This window comes from Mitsuokella jalaludinii DSM 13811 (assembly GCF_000702905.1).
GTDB lineage: Bacteria > Bacillota > Negativicutes > Selenomonadales > Selenomonadaceae > Mitsuokella > Mitsuokella jalaludinii.
In genome coordinates this window covers 43,570-59,971 of record NZ_JNKR01000013.1, presented here as the reverse complement: position 1 = coordinate 59,971, position 16,402 = coordinate 43,570, and the positions used below count along the sequence as shown (strand labels likewise).

The 16,402-nt window shown below is 60.2% G+C and carries 12 protein-coding genes and 1 tRNA gene; 1 reads left to right on the top strand and 12 read right to left on the bottom strand.

Going from position 1 to position 16,402, the window contains the following annotated elements; translation table 11 throughout:
* Nucleotides 1-5 precede the first annotated feature (5 nt).
* A tRNA-Pro gene (locus T518_RS07675) sits at nucleotides 6-82 on the top strand.
* Nucleotides 83-534: 452 nt separating this feature from the next.
* Here the strand turns inward: T518_RS07675 and purD are convergent.
* The 12 genes from purD to T518_RS07615 all read right to left on the bottom strand — a co-directional run bounded on the left by purD (nucleotide 535) and on the right by T518_RS07615 (nucleotide 16,238).
* Nucleotides 535-1,818 carry a phosphoribosylamine--glycine ligase gene (gene purD / locus T518_RS07670; RefSeq protein WP_036377798.1) on the bottom strand — a complete coding sequence of 428 codons (1,284 nt, stop codon included), beginning with the start codon at nucleotides 1,816-1,818 and terminating at the stop codon, nucleotides 535-537.
* A gap of 83 nt (nucleotides 1,819-1,901) precedes the next feature.
* Nucleotides 1,902-2,495, bottom strand: a complete 594-nt coding sequence (locus T518_RS07665) for an IMP cyclohydrolase (RefSeq protein ID WP_081828463.1) — start codon at nucleotides 2,493-2,495, stop codon at nucleotides 1,902-1,904.
* Nucleotides 2,496-2,754: 259 nt separating this feature from the next.
* Entirely contained in the window at nucleotides 2,755-3,375 is a 621-nt protein-coding gene (gene purN, locus T518_RS07660; protein ID WP_036377796.1) for a phosphoribosylglycinamide formyltransferase, read from the bottom strand.
* Complete coding sequence (gene purM, locus T518_RS07655; RefSeq protein WP_036377794.1) at nucleotides 3,368-4,420, bottom strand: phosphoribosylformylglycinamidine cyclo-ligase; 1,053 nt, start codon at nucleotides 4,418-4,420, stop codon at nucleotides 3,368-3,370. Before purM ends, purN begins: the two co-directional genes overlap by 8 nt.
* A gap of 63 nt (nucleotides 4,421-4,483) precedes the next feature.
* Entirely contained in the window at nucleotides 4,484-5,923 is a 1,440-nt protein-coding gene (gene purF, locus T518_RS07650; RefSeq protein ID WP_036377791.1) for an amidophosphoribosyltransferase, read from the bottom strand.
* Between the two features lie 86 nt (nucleotides 5,924-6,009).
* Entirely contained in the window at nucleotides 6,010-6,495 is a 486-nt protein-coding gene (gene purE / locus T518_RS07645; RefSeq protein WP_036377789.1) for a 5-(carboxyamino)imidazole ribonucleotide mutase, read from the bottom strand.
* Nucleotides 6,496-6,645: 150 nt separating this feature from the next.
* Nucleotides 6,646-7,518 (bottom strand): phosphoribosylaminoimidazolesuccinocarboxamide synthase, encoded by an 873-nt coding sequence (locus T518_RS07640; RefSeq protein ID WP_036377788.1) that lies wholly within the window; start codon nucleotides 7,516-7,518, stop codon nucleotides 6,646-6,648.
* Between the two features lie 858 nt (nucleotides 7,519-8,376).
* Nucleotides 8,377-12,645: a 2-hydroxyacyl-CoA dehydratase gene (locus tag T518_RS07635; RefSeq protein ID WP_036377785.1), complete on the bottom strand. Its 4,269-nt coding sequence runs from the start codon at nucleotides 12,643-12,645 to the stop codon at nucleotides 8,377-8,379.
* 186 nt (nucleotides 12,646-12,831) lie between these two features.
* The gene (gene truA, locus T518_RS07630; RefSeq protein ID WP_036377783.1) at nucleotides 12,832-13,626 is read right to left on the bottom strand and encodes a tRNA pseudouridine(38-40) synthase TruA; all 795 of its coding nucleotides are present in this window, start codon (nucleotides 13,624-13,626) and stop codon (nucleotides 12,832-12,834) included.
* A gap of 42 nt (nucleotides 13,627-13,668) precedes the next feature.
* The gene (locus tag T518_RS07625; protein WP_036377780.1) at nucleotides 13,669-14,460 is read right to left on the bottom strand and encodes an energy-coupling factor transporter transmembrane component T family protein; all 792 of its coding nucleotides are present in this window, start codon (nucleotides 14,458-14,460) and stop codon (nucleotides 13,669-13,671) included.
* Nucleotides 14,450-15,346: an energy-coupling factor transporter ATPase gene (locus T518_RS07620; protein WP_036377778.1), complete on the bottom strand. Its 897-nt coding sequence runs from the start codon at nucleotides 15,344-15,346 to the stop codon at nucleotides 14,450-14,452. The genes T518_RS07625 and T518_RS07620 overlap by 11 nt, the downstream gene beginning before the upstream one ends.
* Before the next feature lies 1 nt (nucleotide 15,347).
* Nucleotides 15,348-16,238: an energy-coupling factor transporter ATPase gene (locus T518_RS07615; RefSeq protein WP_051652247.1), complete on the bottom strand. Its 891-nt coding sequence runs from the start codon at nucleotides 16,236-16,238 to the stop codon at nucleotides 15,348-15,350.
* Between the last annotated feature and the right edge of the window lie 164 nt (nucleotides 16,239-16,402).

Here is a 16,402-nt window from a genome sequence, read left to right as displayed (position 1 = left end):
GACTACGGGATGTGGCACAGTTTGGTAGCGCGCATCGTTCGGGACGATGAGGCCGCAGGTTCGAATCCTGTCATCCCGACCATTGAATGTTCAAGTCGTCAGCTTTTGCTGGCGGCTTTTTTCGTGCGTGAGGCTGGTTGACATCTCATAAGGGGAAGGGGGATGATTTTCGGCTTCGGCGCTCCGTTAAATGGCCTCCTCGACTTTGCTTTTTTTTCTAAGTGACTTCGCCGCCTGACGCGGCGTTCTGACATCGCATTACCTAGCAAGCATCTCTGTCGGCCAGCCCTACGGGCAATCACTCCGCTTCTGCAGGCGAAAACCATCCCCCTTCCCTAGCTACTGCCTACCGGCCAACCATACGGGCAAGCACTTCTGCAGGCAAAATTCCCCACCTCTTTCCTAGGTACTGCCCTTTCCTCGATGTTCTAGGGCGTGCTTTGCTTCGCTCGCACTCACTTTTTCAGATATGGAAGACCAATAAAAAAGACACGGCATATGGGCCGTGTCTTTTTACCAGTGGGATAAATTGTCTTATTTATCGGTCAGGCGCTCGAGGGCGCGATGGGCGATGTCCGTGCGGTGGAAGGCGCCTTCGAAGGTGATGGCGTTGACGCCCTTATAGGCTTTGTCGACGGCAGTGCGGATATCTTCGGCTGTGGCGACGACGCCGAGAACGCGTCCGCCGCTCGTCACGATCTTGCCGTCTTTCTCGGCGGTGCCGGCATGGAAGACGAGGGTGCCGAGGGCTTTTGCTTTTTCAAGGCCATCAATCGGGAAGCCTTTCTTGTAGGCTTTCGGGTAGCCGCCGGAGGCGATGACGACGCAGACTGCTGCCCCATTGCTCCATTCGATGTGCTCTTCGTCGAGGGTGCCGTCGGCGCAGGCGAGCATGATGTCGACGAGATCGCTCTTGAGGAGCGGCAGGACGACCTGCGTCTCGGGGTCGCCGAAGCGGGCGTTGAACTCGACGACTTTCGGACCTTCTTTGGTGATCATGAGGCCGGCGTAGAGGCAGCCTTTATAGGGCCTGCCTTCTTTTGCCATAGCGGCGATGGTCGGCTTCAAGATGCGCTCGGTGGCAATCTTCACCATCTCGTCGGTCATGACCGGTGCCGGTGCATAGGTGCCCATGCCGCCGGTGTTGGGGCCTTTGTCGCCGTCGTAGGCGCGCTTGTGGTCCTGGGAACTGACCATCGGGCAGATGGTCTTGCCGTCGGTGAAGGCTAAGAGGGAGGCTTCCTCACCGTCCATGAACTCCTCGATGACGACGCGGCTGCCTGCCTTGCCGAAGGCGGCGTCATCCATGATCTCGTGGACGGCATCGAGTGCCTCGTCGAGTGTCATGGCGACGATGACGCCCTTGCCGGCGGCAAGGCCGTCGGCCTTGATGACGATTGGGGCGCCCTCCTTCTTGATGTAGTCGCGGGCTGCTTCGGCATCGGTGAAGACTTCGTACTTGGCTGTCGGGATGCCGTACTTCTTCATGAGGTTCTTGGAGAAGGACTTGGAGCCCTCGATCTCGGCAGCCGACTTGCGTGGGCCGAAGGCCTTGATGCCGGCTTTGTTCATGGCGTCGACAACGCCGTTCGTCAGCGGGACTTCCGGGCCGACGACGACGAGGTCGATGGCCTTCTCCTCGGCGAGCTTGACGAGGGCTTCGTTGTCGCAGATGTCGACGTCTCCGATGCACTCGGCGACATCAGCCATGCCTGGATTGCCCGGCACAGCGTAGAGCTTCGTGGCCTTCGGCGACTGCGCGAGTTTCCAGGCCAGCGTGTGCTCGCGGCCACCGGAACCGATCACTAAGATGTTCATGGTAGTTCCTCCAATATCACGTAAATCACAAAACAGCCTTCTCCCGCAGGCATAGAAACGCCCGCAGGGGAAGGCTCGTATCCTTATTTCTTGAGCTGCTCGGCGAGATAATCCTTGATCATCGTGTCGTAAGCGGCCGTATGGGCAAAGGCCTCCTGTGCGAGCTCCATGCGCGTGCGGTCGTCGACGCAGCCGTTCTTCGCGACCTGCTCGGCAATGGCATCGTAGCGGGCCGGGTTCGTGATGATCGTGACGAACTTGAAGTTCTTGGCTGCAGCGCGGACCATGGCCGGGCCGCCGATGTCGATGTTCTCGATGGCCTCAGCGAGCGTGACGTTCGGCTTGGCAATCGTCTCTTTGAACGGATAGAGGTTGACGGCGACGAGGTCGATGCCCGTGATATGATGCTCCTCCATCTCGCGGACGTGCTCGGGATTGTCGCGGACGGCCAAGATGCCGCCGTGGATGTACGGATTCAGGGTCTTGACGCGGCCATCCATGATCTCCGGGAAACCCGTGACGTCGCTGACATAGGTGACGGGGATACCGGCCTCTTTGATGGCCTTCATCGTGCCGCCCGTCGAGACGATCTCAACGCCTGCTTCGTGGAGCTTGCGGGCGAATTCGACGACGCCCTGTTTATTCGATACGCTGATGAGAGCGCGCTTGATCTTCATGGTGTGTACCTCTTTCTCAGTTTGTTTACATCGTGCATGGGCAGGGGCGAGTTTTTTCGGCTTCGGCGCTTCGCTGAATGGCCTTCTCGCCTCTTTACTTATGGCAAAGGTGGTTCGCCGCCTGACGCAGCGTTCTTACATTGCGGAACATAGCTGGGGATTATCTGTCGGCCAGCCCTTCGGGCAAGCGCTTCGCTTCTGCAGGCGGACACCATCCCCTTCCCTAGCTACTTCTTACACAGCCCCATCCCCAGCATGTTTACTGCTTGGCGGACAGGATGCGCACGTGGCGGCCTTCTACTTTGAGGCGGCCTTCGCAGTAGAGCTGGATGGCTTTCGGGTAGATGATGTGCTCCTGCTCGAGGACGCGGGCACCGAGTGTCTCCTCGGTGTCGTCATCGAGCACAGGAACGGCGGCCTGCAGGATGATGGGGCCGCTGTCGGTGCCTTCGTCGACAAAGTGGACGGTACAGCCGCTGACCTTGACGCCGTAGGCGAGCACGTCGCGGTGCGCGTGTGCGCCCGGGAAGCTCGGCAGCAGGGCCGGGTGGATGTTCATGATGCGTCCTGCGTAGTGGCGCACGAAGTACGGCGTCAGGATGCGCATGAAGCCAGCGAGCACGACGAGCGTGACGCCTGCCTCATCGAGGGCCGCGATCAGGGCTTCCTCGAACGGCTGACGGCCGTCGAACTGCTTGCGGTCGATGCAGACGGCCTTGATGCCGGCTTTTTCAGCGCGCGTCAGCGCGTAGGCATCCGGCTTGTCGGTCAACACGACGGCAATCGTCGCATCGACTTCACCGCGGCCGATAGCATCGATGATGGACTGGAGGTCGGTGCCGCGGCCGGAGCACAGCACGCCCAATACTTGCTTACTCATCGAACACGCCGCCTTTGATCGTCACATCGTGATTGCCGCGGACGACGCGGCCGATCTCGTAGACCGTCTCATGCTCGGCTTCGAGGTGCGCCTTGATCTTGTCGGCCTCCTCGCGGCTGGCCATGATGACCATGCCGATGCCCATGTTGAACGTGCGGTACATCTCATGCCAGTCGACATTGCCCCACTGCTGAAGCAGGCGGAAAATCGTCGGCATCTGCCAGACGGAGCTGTCGATCTCGACGGCCATGTCCTCCGGCAGTGCGCGCGGGATGTTGTCGTAGAAGCCGCCTCCCGTGATGTGGACCATGCCGTGGATGTCGAATTTCTCGATGAGCGGCAGGCATGTCTTCGGATAGAGGCGCGTCGGCGTCAGGAGTTCCTCGCCAATCGTCTTGCCGAGCTCGTCGATGTACTCGTCGCCCTTGAAGCCCTTGTGCTCGAAGCAGATCTTGCGCACGAGGGAATAGCCGTTCGAATGGACACCGGAGGAAGGTAGGCCTAAGAGCACATCGCCTTCCTTGACGCGCTCGCTCGTGATGACCTTCGACTTCTCGACGACGCCGACGGCAAAGCCAGCGATGTCGTACTCACCGACCGGGTAGAAGCCGCTCATCTCAGCCGTCTCGCCGCCAATGAGAACACAGCCGGACTCCTTGCAGGCATTTGCGACGCCCTTGACGACAGCAGCGACCTGCTCGGGGTCGAGCTTGCCGACTGCAAGGTAGTCGAGGAAGAAAAGCGGTTCGGCGCCCTGTACGAGGATGTCGTTGACGCACATGGCAACAGCATCCTGGCCGATCGTGTCGTGCTTGTCGAGCATGAAAGCGAGGCGCAGCTTCGTGCCGACACCATCCGTGCCGGAGACGAGGACCGGCTCTTTGTACTTGCCGGAATTCAGCGCAAAAAGACCGCCGAAGCCGCCGAGGTCGCCGAGAACCTCCGGACGATACGTCGCCTTGACGCTGTCCTTGATGAGTTTGACGGAGTAGTTGCCAGCATCGATATCGACGCCGGAATCCTTATAGGTAAGTTGTTCTGCCATTTGATCTCCTGGTTCCTTTCCTATCCTGTCTTATCCTGTCTGACAAAATCCTGTGGCTCGCCTTCAGCACTTGCGCTGCTCGAAGACGTACTTGCTGTCGCCTGCCGGCTTTGCGCCATCCTTGATCGGGTAGGCACTATTGAAGCAGGCGTAGCACATGTCCTCTGCATTGAGGTTCGGCACACATCTCTTGAGGCCATCGATGCTCAGGAAGTGCAGGGAATCCGCACCGATGAACTCGCGGATCTCCTCGACGGACTTCGTCGCGGCAATGAGTTCCTTGCGGACGCTGGTATCGATGCCATAGAAGCATGGATAGCCGATTGGCGGACTGCTGATGCAGACATGTACAGCCTTTGCCCCGGCGTTCCGGAGCATGCGGACGATCTTGCCGCTCGTCGTGCCGCGGACGATGGAGTCATCAACCATGATGACCGACTTGCCCTCAACGACGGAGCGGATGGCATTGAGCTTGAGCTTGACTGCCGTGTCGCGCTTCTTCTGCGTCGGCTGGATGAAGGTACGGCCAATGTAGCGGTTCTTGATCAGGCCCTCGACGAACGGGATGCCCGATTCATAGGCAAAGCCCGTCGCTGCCGTCGTGCCGGAGTCCGGGACGGAGATGACGATATCGCCCTTGAAGCCCGACTCGCGCGCGAGCTCGCGCCCCATGAGGAAGCGCGCTTCGTGGACGCTCTGGCCGTCGATGACGGAGTCCGGACGTGCGAAATAGATGTGTTCGAAGATGCAGCCGGCCTTCTTCTCGTCCGTCGCGAACGGATACGACTTGAGACCGTCCTGGTCGATGACGACCATCTCACCCGGCAGGACATCGCGCACGAACTCAGCGCCGACGACATCGAGGCCGCAAGTCTCCGACGAGAGGATCCAGCTGCCCTCCTCCGTCTTGCCGATGCAGAGCGGACGGAAGCCCTGCGGATCGCGGGCGCCGATGAGCTTCTCCTCGGTCATGATGGTCAGGCAGTAGCAGCCCTTGACCTTCTTGAGGCTCTCGATGATGCGCTCCTCGATCGTCTCCTTGTGGGAGCGCGCGACAAGGTTCACAATGACTTCCGAATCGATGGACGTCTGGAAGATCGTGCCCTGCTGCTCAAGGTCATGGCGGATCTCAGCGGCATTCGTCAGATTGCCGTTGTGGGCAAGCGCAATCTTGCCGCCCGCATAGTTGACGAGCAGCGGCTGCGTGTTAGCAAGCAGGCTCGAGCCCGTCGTCGAATAGCGCACATGGCCGACGGCAATGCACTGATTCTCCATGTGCGGGACCTGATGGCGGAATACTTCATTGACGAGGCCCATGCCGCGCGTCACATCCATCCAGGCGCCATCCGTGATGGCGATGCCGGCACTCTCCTGCCCGCGATGCTGCAGGGCGTAGAGGCCGAGATACGTCAGACCGGAGACATCTTCCGTATGGGAGTACACGCCGTAAACGCCGCATTCCTCTTTCCACTTCGGTTCTGGGTTGTAGCCATTATCATACATGGTTGTTCTGCTTCTTCCTTTTCTCTTGACGATACATTTTCTTATCAAAGGGACTTGATGGAGCCTGAAGGCCGCTAAGACGCGGCTCAGAGCTGAGCCGCAACGCGTGCAGCCTTCTTCTCGACACCGGCGACCATATCGGCGCGGTAGTCAGCGAGCTTCTTCTTAAGGTCATCATCTGCAATCGAGAACATCTCGACAGCAAAGATGGCAGCGTTCTTCGCACCGTTGATGGCCATCGTCGCCACGGGGATGCCCGACGGCATCTGCACCGTCGAGAGCAGTGCGTCCATGCCGTTGAGCGACGTCGCATTGATCGGCACGCCGATGACCGGCAGCGTCGTGTAGCTTGCCACGACACCGGCGAGATGTGCGGCAGCGCCTGCACCGACAATGAAGACGCCGACGCCCTTGGCGGGAGCCGACTCGACGAATTCACGGACCTTGGCCGGCGTGCGGTGCGCGGAGGCGACTGTCACTTCCGACTCGATACCAAACTGTTTCAAGAGCTCAACGGCTGGCTTCAGGATTGGCCAGTCGGAGTCGCTTCCCATGATAACAGCTGCTTTCATGGATTATCATCTCCTGTTATACACTCAAGCAATACATCATTTCATACATTAATGATAACGGTAAAAATCTGGGCTGTCAACAAAAAACAGGACAGGTGTCCTTGCGCAAAAGGAAAAGCCCCCGGCCAAGCCGGGAGCGAGAGACAAGGGTCAGTCGAGATCCTTGCCCGTAATCATCTTGTAGGCTTCTACGTATTTGGCAATCGTCTTGTCGATGACATCCTGCGGCAGCTTGTAGTCACTATCCGGATTTGCCTTGAGCCAGTCGCGGACGAACTGCTTGTCGTACGACGGCTGCGGCTTGCCTGCCTCATAACCTTCGAGCGGCCAGAAGCGGGAGCTGTCCGGCGTCAGGACCTCGTCGCCAAGGACGATCTTGCCATCCTCATCGAGGCCGAACTCGAACTTCGTGTCGGCGATGATGATGCCGCGCGAAAGAGCATACGAAGCGCACTTCTTATAGATGGCAATCGTATAGTCGCGCAGTTTCTCGGCATACTCCATGCCATGGCCAGGGAACTCCTTCTCGAAGACAGCAGCGCCCTGCTCGAGGGAGACATTCTCGTCGTGGTCGCCGAGCTCTGCCTTCGTGCTCGGCGTGAAGATCGGCTCAGGCAGCTTCTCGGATTCCTTGAGACCAGCCGGCAGCTTGATGCCGCAGATCGTGCCGTTCTCCTGATAGCTTGCCCAGCCGCTGCCCGTGATATAGCCGCGGACAATGCACTCCATCGGCAGCATCGTGAGCTTCTTGCACTTCATGCTGTTGCCGAGGAACTGCGGCTGCTGGAAGAACTCCGGCATGTCGTTATTGTCCACCGAGATCATGTGGTTCGGAATGATGTCCTTCGTGAAGTCGAACCAGAACTTCGACATCTGCGTCAGGACTTTGCCCTTCTTCGTGATCTTGTTCTTGAGGATGTGGTCGAATGCGGAGATGCGGTCTGTCGCAACCATGATAATGCTGTCGCCTGCATCGTAAACCTCACGAACTTTTCCGGATTTGAACGGCTTATACTCTTTCATGTGTTATCGTCTCCCGTCACATAAAGATAGATAGGATTTTCATACCTCCATCATAACGGCAGATGGGAAAAATGTCAAGAAATGGGTCAGATGTCCTTGAAGTCAGGATTCGTATCGTAGGGAGAGGGCATGTATTTCGGCTTCGTCGCTGCCGCCCTCTTCTTTCATCGAGCAGCGAAGCGCCGGGGTGGTGCCCTTCCGGTTTCGTCACTCCGTTAAATGAGCCGCATGAAACGCCCCACCGCCCCCACACCTCGCCGCCTGCCGCGGCGCTTTGACATCGAGGTCGGGGGGACATGTTGCGCCTGCAGGAGCGGCGCGGCTGCCCGCAGGGATGGCCCCTAACACTCCATTAGCCTCAAGTCGCAATGTAAGAACGCCGCGGCAGGCGGCGAAGCTCCTTCGTTGCTGGAAACACCATAGGGGCCATTTAGCAGAGCGACGAAGCCGGAACATGTCCCACCGGCCCCTTGCCAAATGCGACTCACTTCAGCGAATCCAGCATCGGCAATCAAAAAGAGCCCGCTCTACTCCATCTGCAAAAATGGAGCTAGAGCGGACTCTTAGAAAGCGGTATGAGCTGAGGCCGGGGTGGTGTGTACCGCCTGCAGGAGCGCAGTGATTGCCCGCAGGGATGGGGCCCGAGGACTTTTCAGCCTCTATTACCGTGTAGGGCGCCGCGGCAGGCGGCGAAGCAGCCTAGCGCTACGCATCGGCATGGGCCCCATTTAACGGAGCGACGAAGCCGGGACATACCACCCTGGCCCCTTGCCAACCGCTACTCATTTCAACGAATCCAGCACCGGTAATCCATCCCTTTGCCAAACGCCTCTCACCTCAACGAATCAGCACCGCCAATCACCCTCGCATTCCCTCGCTGCTCTTCTCCGCCTCTTTCTCCTGCTTGGGGCCGCGCTCTTTGGCGACGGCGAGCATGAGCTTGATGCGGTTGAGCTGATTGACCTCAGAAGAGCCTGCATCGCAGTCGATGGCGGTGAGGTTGGCTCCCGTGTAACTCTCGCGCAGCTCGTGCATGACGCCCTTGCCGGTGATGTGGTTCGGCAGGCAGCCAAAAGGCTGGAGGCAGATGACATTTGGCACACCCTCGTCGATGAGCTTGACCATCTCGCCCGTCAGGAACCAGCCTTCGCCTGCCATGTTGCCGAGGCTGACATGGCGCGAGGCGAGCTTGGCCGTCTCGTCGATCTTGTGCGGTGCGAGGAAGTGGCGGCTGTTCTTGAGGGCCTTGCGCATCGGCGCGCGGTAGAAGTTGATGATGTTGATGAACATGCGCCCGAAGAAGCTGTTCCGCTTCTTGCCGTCGAGCAGCCTGTGCTTGACGATTGGGTCGTAGGCCGAGTAGAGGAAGAAGTCAACGAAGTCCGGCATGACGACCTCCGCGCCCTCCTCCATCAGGACCTTCTCGATGTGGTTGTTCGCGACCGGATGGTACTTCGCGAGGATCTCGCCGACAATGCCGACTTTCGGCTTCCAGAGTTCTTCATCGATCGGGATATTGTCGAATTCCTTGACAATCTGCTTGATCGTGCGCTGGAACTTGAAGTAGCCGCCGTCCTTGAGGACGTCCTTGCACTTTGCCATCCACTTGTCGAAGAGACGCTGCGTCTCACCCTTCTGGAGCTCATACGGCATCATGCGATTCTTGACGTTCTGCAGGAGATCGCCGAAGATCGCGGCCTTGATGGCGGCGATGAGCATCGGGCGCGTGAGGCGGAAGGCATCCGTCTCCTCCGGCAGGCCGTGCACGGCGAAGACCGGCACCTGCGGGAAGCCCGCGTACTTGAGGGCCTGGCGCAGGACGCTCATGTAATTCGTCGCGCGGCAGGCACCGCAGGTCTGGAACATCGCGATGCTCGTGTGGTCGGGGTCGTACTCACCCGACTTCAGCGCGGCGATGAGCTGGCCGATGACGACGATGGACGGGTAGCACATGTCGTTGTTGACGTAGCGCAGGCCGAGGTCGATGGCCGCCTTGTCCGGCATCTCCGGCACGACGAGATTGTAGCCATAGTCGCGCATGACCGACTTGATGAGCTCGAAGTGTATCGGGGCCATCTGCGGTGCGAGAATCGTGTGCGTCTTCTTGCACTCCGCGGTGAAGTGCGGGCGCTCGATTGGCTTGACTTCCTGATACGGCACGGGCTTGCGGCGCGCGAGCGCGGCCATCAGGGAACGCAGGCGGATGCGCGCGGCGCCGAGGTTCGAGACTTCATCGAGCTTGATCATCGTGTAGATGCGGTTGTGAGCCTCGAGAATGTCCTTGACCTGCCCCGTCGTCAGCGCATCGAGGCCGCAGCCGAACGAGCTGAACTGGATCAGCGTGAAGTTCGGGTGCTCTGCGACGAACTGCGCCGCATGGTAGAGGCGCGCGTGGTAACTCCACTGGTTGACGATCTTGAGCTTCGCCGCCTTGACCGGCACGTGGTAGACGGCGTCTTCCGAGATGATGGGCAGATGGTAGCTCTGGATCATCTCCGGGATGCCGTGGTTGATCTCCGGGTCGATGTGATAGGGGCGACCGACGAGCATGATGACCTGCTCCCCCGTCTTCTCGACGCGCTCGAGGATCTTGGCGCCGTAGTCGCGCACATCCTGGCGGTACTGGGCAAGCTCCTTGTAGGCCTCGTCGACAGCCTCGACAATCTCCTCTTTCTTCAAGCCCTCATGGGCGCCGAGTTCCTCGTAGAGGCGCGCGGCCATGCGCTTCTCGTCGTTGATCGGCAGGAACGGCTGCAGGAAGTCGATGTGCTTCTCGCGCAGGATGTCCATGTTGCCGCGGATGTTCTCAGCGTACGAAGCGACAATCGGGCAGTTGTAGTGGTTCTCAGACGGGTGCTTGTCGTCGACCATGTTGTAGGGCTCGCACGGGTAGAAGATCTTCGTGATGCCCTTCTCGATAAGGTCCATGATGTGGCCGTGTGCAATCTTGGCCGGGTAGCAGAGCGAGTCGGACGGCACCGTCGCCATGCCCTTGAAGTACATCTTCGCGCTCGACTTGCCCGAGAGCACGACGCGGTAGCCGAGCTTCGTGAAGAACGTGAACCAGAACGGGTAGTCCTCGTACATGTTGAGCACGCGCGGCAGGCCGATCGTGCCGCGCACGGGCTGCTCGAGCGGCTCGTAGTACTTGAACAGACGCTCGTACTTGTACTGGTAGATGTTCGGCGTGTCGGAGTCCTTCTTCTGGCCGCCGATGCCGCGCTCGCAGCGGTTGCCCGTGAAGTACTTGCCGCCGTCCGGGAACTTCTGCATCGTGATCAGGCACTTGTTGCCGCAGCCGCGGCAGCGGTAGGAACTCGTCGCGACAGAGAAATGGTCGAGCTCATCTGGCGACAGCAGGCTCGACTGCTGCGTGCCGGCTTCCTCTGCCGCCTCCATCGCGAGGATGGCCGCGCCATAGGCGCCCATCAGGCCCGCGATATCGGGGCGGATGACGTCACGGTCCAGGAGTTTCTCCATGCAGCGCAGCACGGCGTCGTTGTAGAATGTGCCGCCCTGCACGACGATGTGGTCGCCGAGCTCGCGGACATCCTTGAGCTGCATGACCTTGAAGAGCGCATTCTTGATGACGGAGAACGCGATGCCGGCCGAGATGTCGGCGACGTCAGCGCCCTCTTTTTGCGCCTGCTTGACCTTCGAGTTCATGAAGACCGTGCAGCGCGTGCCGAGGTCGACAGGTGCCTTCGAGTCGATGGCCTTGGCCGCGAACTCCGCCGGCGTCATGTGCAGGCCCTCGGCGAAGTTCTGGATGAAGGAGCCGCAGCCGGCCGAGCACGCCTCGTTGAGCGTGATGTTGCCGATACTGCCGTCCTTGACGAAGAAGCACTTCATGTCCTGGCCGCCGATGTCGAGCACGAAGGTGACATCCGGGCAGAATTCCTGTGCCGCCCGCAGGTGTGCGAACGTCTCGACCTCGCCGCCGTCAGCGTGCAGGGCAGCCTTGACAATGGCCTCACCGTAGCCCGTCGTCATCGCGCCCGCAATCTGCGTGCCCTCCGGCAGCGCCGCATAGAGGCCCTTCATCTCCTTGACGACCGTCTTTAAGGGCGAGCCCTGATTGCTGCCGTACGAGGTGTAGAGGATCTCCTTGTCCTTGCCGATGGCCGTGATTTTCGTCGTCGTCGAGCCCGCATCGATGCCGATGTAGACAGGGCCGCGGTACGCGCTAAGGTCGCCGCGCCTTACCTTGTCCTTGTCGTGGCGAGCCTTGAATGCCTCATAGTCCGCGCGGTCCTCGAACAGCGTGAAGTCCGCCTTGCGCGTCTCCCTTGCAGCAGCTTCCTTCGCTTTCGCGATGCTCTGCTCGAGGCGCGCGACGTCGATGACCTCTGCCTCGTCAGAGAGCGCCGCACCCATGGCGACGAAGTAATTGCCGTAGTCGACGTGAACGACATGTTCATCGTCGAGCTTCAGTGTCTCGATGAAGCGCTTGCGCAGCTCCGGCAGGAAGTGCAGCGGGCCGCCTAGGAAGGCGACGTGGCCGCTTATCGGCCTGCCCTGCGCGAGGTTGCCAATGGTCTGATTGACGACCGCCTGGAAAATCGACAGCGCAATATCCGCCTTTTCGGCACCGTCGTTCATGAGCGCCTGGATATCCGTCTTGGCGAAGACGCCGCAGCGCGAGGCGATCGTGTAGATCTGCTTGCCTTTAACCGCGAGGTCGTCGAGCCCCTTGGCATCGGTCGACAAGAGCGAGGCCATGTGATCGATGAACGAGCCCGTGCCGCCGGCGCAGACGCCATTCATGCGCTGCTCCGGCGCATCGCCGAAGTACGTGATCTTCGCATCCTCGCCGCCGAGCTCGACGACGGTATCCGTCTGCGGGATGAGCGCTTTGACCGCTGCGGCACAGGCGATGACCTCCTGTACGAAGGGCAGGCCAATGCGCTGAGCGATGCCCATGCCGGCTGAACCCGTCAGGGCAAACGAGAACTTCTTCTCGCCGACGATGGATTTCAGATGCGTCAGATTCTCCTGCAAGGCATTGCCGATCTCCGAGAAATGGCGCGCATAATTCTTGTAGAGGATCTTCTTCTCATGGTCGAGAACGACGAGCTTGATGGTCGTCGAACCGACATCAATCCCCACATTCAATACAGATTTCATATTCACACCACCTAGTGTCTTGAATTGATTCTGGAAAATAAGTGAATAAGCCCCCCTGTTTCGAGGGTCACATTTTATTCTAACCCATCTGCGACTCGTTCGCAAGTCCGGACATCACAGCACAAAACGAGCCGTTCTGCCAATAGTCTGGAGCAGAGCGGCTCAAAACGCGGAGAAGTTGCTGGATCAGAAATGGAAGCGCTCGCCGTAGTCGACTTCTTCGAGGAAGAGGCCGCAGGCCGGCGCTGTCGCCGCAGCCTTCGTCCTGTCGCATCCGTCGAGGATCTCCTGGAAGCGCTGCGGCGTGATGATGCCGAGGCCGACATTCGCGACCGTGCCGATGATGTTGCGGACCATGTGATAGAGGAAGCCATTGCCGTGGATGCGGCAGACGAGCTGATTGCCCGCCGCTTCTTCGACGGCCGCTTCGTACATCGTGCGCACGGGGCTCATCGGCGCACCGCCACTCGCGCGGAAGGCGGAGAAATCGTGCGTGCCGAGGATGTAGCCGAACGCCTCGCGCATGGCGGCGACATCGAGCGGCCGCCGGATGTACCAGGCGTAGCGCGCCGTCATGGGATCAGGCACTTCGCCGCGCTGGATGCGGTAGATGTACGTCTTGCTCTTCGCACTGTGGCGCGCGCTGAAGTCGCGGTCTGCCTCCCCCGCCGCCCGCACGACGATGTCCGAGGGCAGCAGGCTGTTGACAGCGCGCACAATGCGGTCCGTGGGGATGCGCCCATCCGTGAAGAAGTTGACGACCTGACCGTAGGCATGGACGCCGGCATCCGTGCGGCCCGATGCCGCGAGCTCGATGGAATCGCCGAAGACCACCTGCAGTTTCTCTTCCAATATATTTTGCACGGCAACGACTGGCGGCGTCTGGCGCTGGAAGCCGTGGTAGGCCGTGCCGTCATAGGCGACCTTGAGGACGATATTGCGCGCGCGCGCCTTCATTTCCGCCTTGTGTTCTCGTTTCATCGCTGCATGAAGTCCTTTCTGTTGTTCATAGAGTTCATCGATTCATCGGAGGGCCAGCACTGCCGCAATCAGCAGGATGCTGAAGCCCCAGGCCACATAGTCGATGCTCGTGATCTTCAGGGCCTTCATCTGCGTCCTGCCCTCGCCGCCGCGGTAGCAGCGCGCCTCCATCGCCATCGCGAGGTCATCGGCGCGGCGGAAGGCCGACAGGAAGAGCGGCACGAGCACGGGCACGAATGCCTGCATGCGCTTCATGATGCTACCGGTCATGAAATCTGCACCGCGCGACTGCTGCGCCTTCATGATGCGGTCCGTCTCCTGGATGAGCGTCGGCACGAAGCGCAGGGCAATCGTCATCATCATCGCGAGCTCATGTGCCGGCACGCCGACGCGCTTGCCCGGCGAGAGCAGGGCCTCCATCGCATCTGTGAGCTTCAGCGGGCTCGTCGTGAAGGTCAGCAGCGAGGATAGGAGGATCAAGAGCACAAGGCGCAGGCAGATATAGAAACCCTCGACGATGCCCTCCGCTGTCACGCTCAGGAAGGCGACCTTGCAGAGTTCCTCGCCCGGCGTGCTGAAGATGTGCACGACGAAGGTGAAGAGGATGATCCACCAGAGCGGTCTCAGCGAGCGCAGCATCATGCGCATGGGCACCTTGGAGAGCAGCATCAAGACTGCCGTCAACACCGTCATCACGCCATAGGAGATGCCGCTCTTGCAGAGGAAGATCAGGACGAGGTAGAAGAAGAGCAGCACGACCTTCGTGCGCGGGTCAAGCCGGTGCAGGATGGAATTGCCGGGGAAGTACTGCCCGATCGTGATGTCACTGAGCATGTTTTTTGCCTCCTTTGCCCTTCACAGCCTTCAAGACGTTCAAGATTTCCCGCTTCGCCTCTTCGATGGTCAGGCAGTCCATGCGCACCGGCAGGCCCTTGGCGCGAAGCTCTTTCATCAGCGCCATGACGTGTGGCAGCTTGAGGCCGGCCCCTTCGAGCAGATTCTCCTGCGCGAAGGCCTCGCGCGGCGAAGCATCGCAGACGAGCCGTCCCTGGTTCATGATGAGCACGTGGTCGGCCAGCCGCGCGATATCGTCCATATTATGGGAGACTAGGATGATCGTGACGTGTTCCCTATCGTGCAGATGGCGGATGGTCTTCACCAGTTCCTCACGGCCGCGCGGGTCGAGGCCGGCGACAGGCTCGTCGAGGACGAGGTACTTCGGCCGCAGGGCCAGCACGCCTGCTATCGCCACGCGGCGCATCTGGCCGCCTGAGAGCGCGAGCGGCGAGCGCTTGCGGTACGTCTCATAGTCGAGATGCATGAGCCGCATCGCCTCTTTGACGCGCTCTGCCGTCTCCTCCTCGGACAGCCCGAGGCTCTTCGGGCCAAAGGCGATGTCCTTCTCGATGGTTTCCTCGAAGAGCTGCTGCTCGGCGTACTGGAAGACCATGCCGACCTTGAGGCGCATGGCCCTGGCCGCCGCGCGATCCTTCTTCGCCTTGGGGTTGATGTCGACATCATCGACGAGCACGCGGCCTGCCGTCGGCTGCAAGAGTCCGTTGAACTGCTGCAGGAGCGTCGACTTGCCCGACCCCGTGTGGCCGGCGATGGCCGTCAGTGAGCCCTCCTCGATAACGGCAGAGATATCGCCGAGCGCCTGATGCTCGAACGGCGTGCCGGGCATGTAGACATACGCGACATGTTTTAACGTGATGGACAAGTCAACCCCTCCCCTCTCTTGTGGCAGCAGTCAAGCCGTGCGGATAATCCGCGAGTGTGACGAGCGCAGAGGTGAGCTCATCATCCGTCAGGATGTCCTGCGGCACGTCGAGGCCGGACGCGCGAAGCTCCAGGCCGAGCTCTGTCGCCAGCGGCACATCGAGGCCGAACGCCTTGAGCGCAGCGGCCTTCCGGAAAATCTCGCGCGGCGTGCCGTCGTCAGCGACGCGGCCGTCCGCCATGACGATGACGCGGTCTGCCAGCGCCGCCTCCTCCATGAAATGCGTAATCAGCACGATCGTGATGCCCTGCTGTTCGTGCAGGCGGCAGACCGTCTCCATGACCTCGGCGCGCCCCTGCGGGTCGAGCATGGCCGTCGGCTCGTCGAGCACGAGGCAGCGCGTCTTCATCGCCAGTGCCCCCGCAATCGCCACGCGCTGTTTCTGGCCGCCTGAGAGCAGATGCGGCGCAAACTTGCGGTAATGCGTCATGTTGACACAGGCGAGCGCCTCGCGCACAGCCGTGCGGATCTCATCCGGCGGCATGCCGAGGTTCTCGGGTCCAAAGGCGACGTCATCTTCCACGACAGCTGCGATGAGCTGGTTGTCGGGATTCTGGAAGACCATGCCGACCTGCTGGCGGATCTTCCAGAGCTCACCTGTATCGGCTGCCGCAGCCGTGTCAAGCCCGTTGATGCGGCAGACGCCAGACGTCGGCAACAGGAGTGCATTGAGGTGCTTCGCGAGCGTCGATTTGCCCGAGCCATTCGCGCCGAGCACCGCGACGAATGCCCCCTCCTCGACCGCAAGGCTCACATCGTCGAGTGCACGGTGCTCCTGCTCCGTGCCGGCCTGATAGCAGTGCGAGAGATGTTCCAGCTCAATCCATGCCATACCTTCACCTTCCCTTTCGAATCAATGGTCTTATTATACCGCAGATTGACGGTCAACACAAACGCCAAACAAAGTTGACGGAAGAATAGTACGCTTTCAGTACGCTGCATGCCGCGAGGAGCGCAAAAAAAAGACTGCCTGCGTGGGCAGACAGCCTTTGTATG

Coding starts and splice junctions, on each gene's coding strand:
- purD (WP_036377798.1), bottom strand. CDS start 1,818: ATGAACATCTTAGTGATCGGTTCCGGTGGCCGCGAGCACACGCTGGCC.
- T518_RS07665 (WP_081828463.1), bottom strand. CDS start 2,495: ATGAAGATCAAGCGCGCTCTCATCAGCGTATCGAATAAACAGGGCGTC.
- purN (WP_036377796.1), bottom strand. CDS start 3,375: ATGAGTAAGCAAGTATTGGGCGTGCTGTGCTCCGGCCGCGGCACCGAC.
- purM (WP_036377794.1), bottom strand. CDS start 4,420: ATGGCAGAACAACTTACCTATAAGGATTCCGGCGTCGATATCGATGCT.
- purF (WP_036377791.1), bottom strand. CDS start 5,923: ATGTATGATAATGGCTACAACCCAGAACCGAAGTGGAAAGAGGAATGC.
- purE (WP_036377789.1), bottom strand. CDS start 6,495: ATGAAAGCAGCTGTTATCATGGGAAGCGACTCCGACTGGCCAATCCTG.
- T518_RS07640 (WP_036377788.1), bottom strand. CDS start 7,518: ATGAAAGAGTATAAGCCGTTCAAATCCGGAAAAGTTCGTGAGGTTTAC.
- T518_RS07635 (WP_036377785.1), bottom strand. CDS start 12,645: ATGAAATCTGTATTGAATGTGGGGATTGATGTCGGTTCGACGACCATC.
- truA (WP_036377783.1), bottom strand. CDS start 13,626: ATGAAACGAGAACACAAGGCGGAAATGAAGGCGCGCGCGCGCAATATC.
- T518_RS07625 (WP_036377780.1), bottom strand. CDS start 14,460: ATGCTCAGTGACATCACGATCGGGCAGTACTTCCCCGGCAATTCCATC.
- T518_RS07615 (WP_051652247.1), bottom strand. CDS start 16,238: ATGGCATGGATTGAGCTGGAACATCTCTCGCACTGCTATCAGGCCGGC.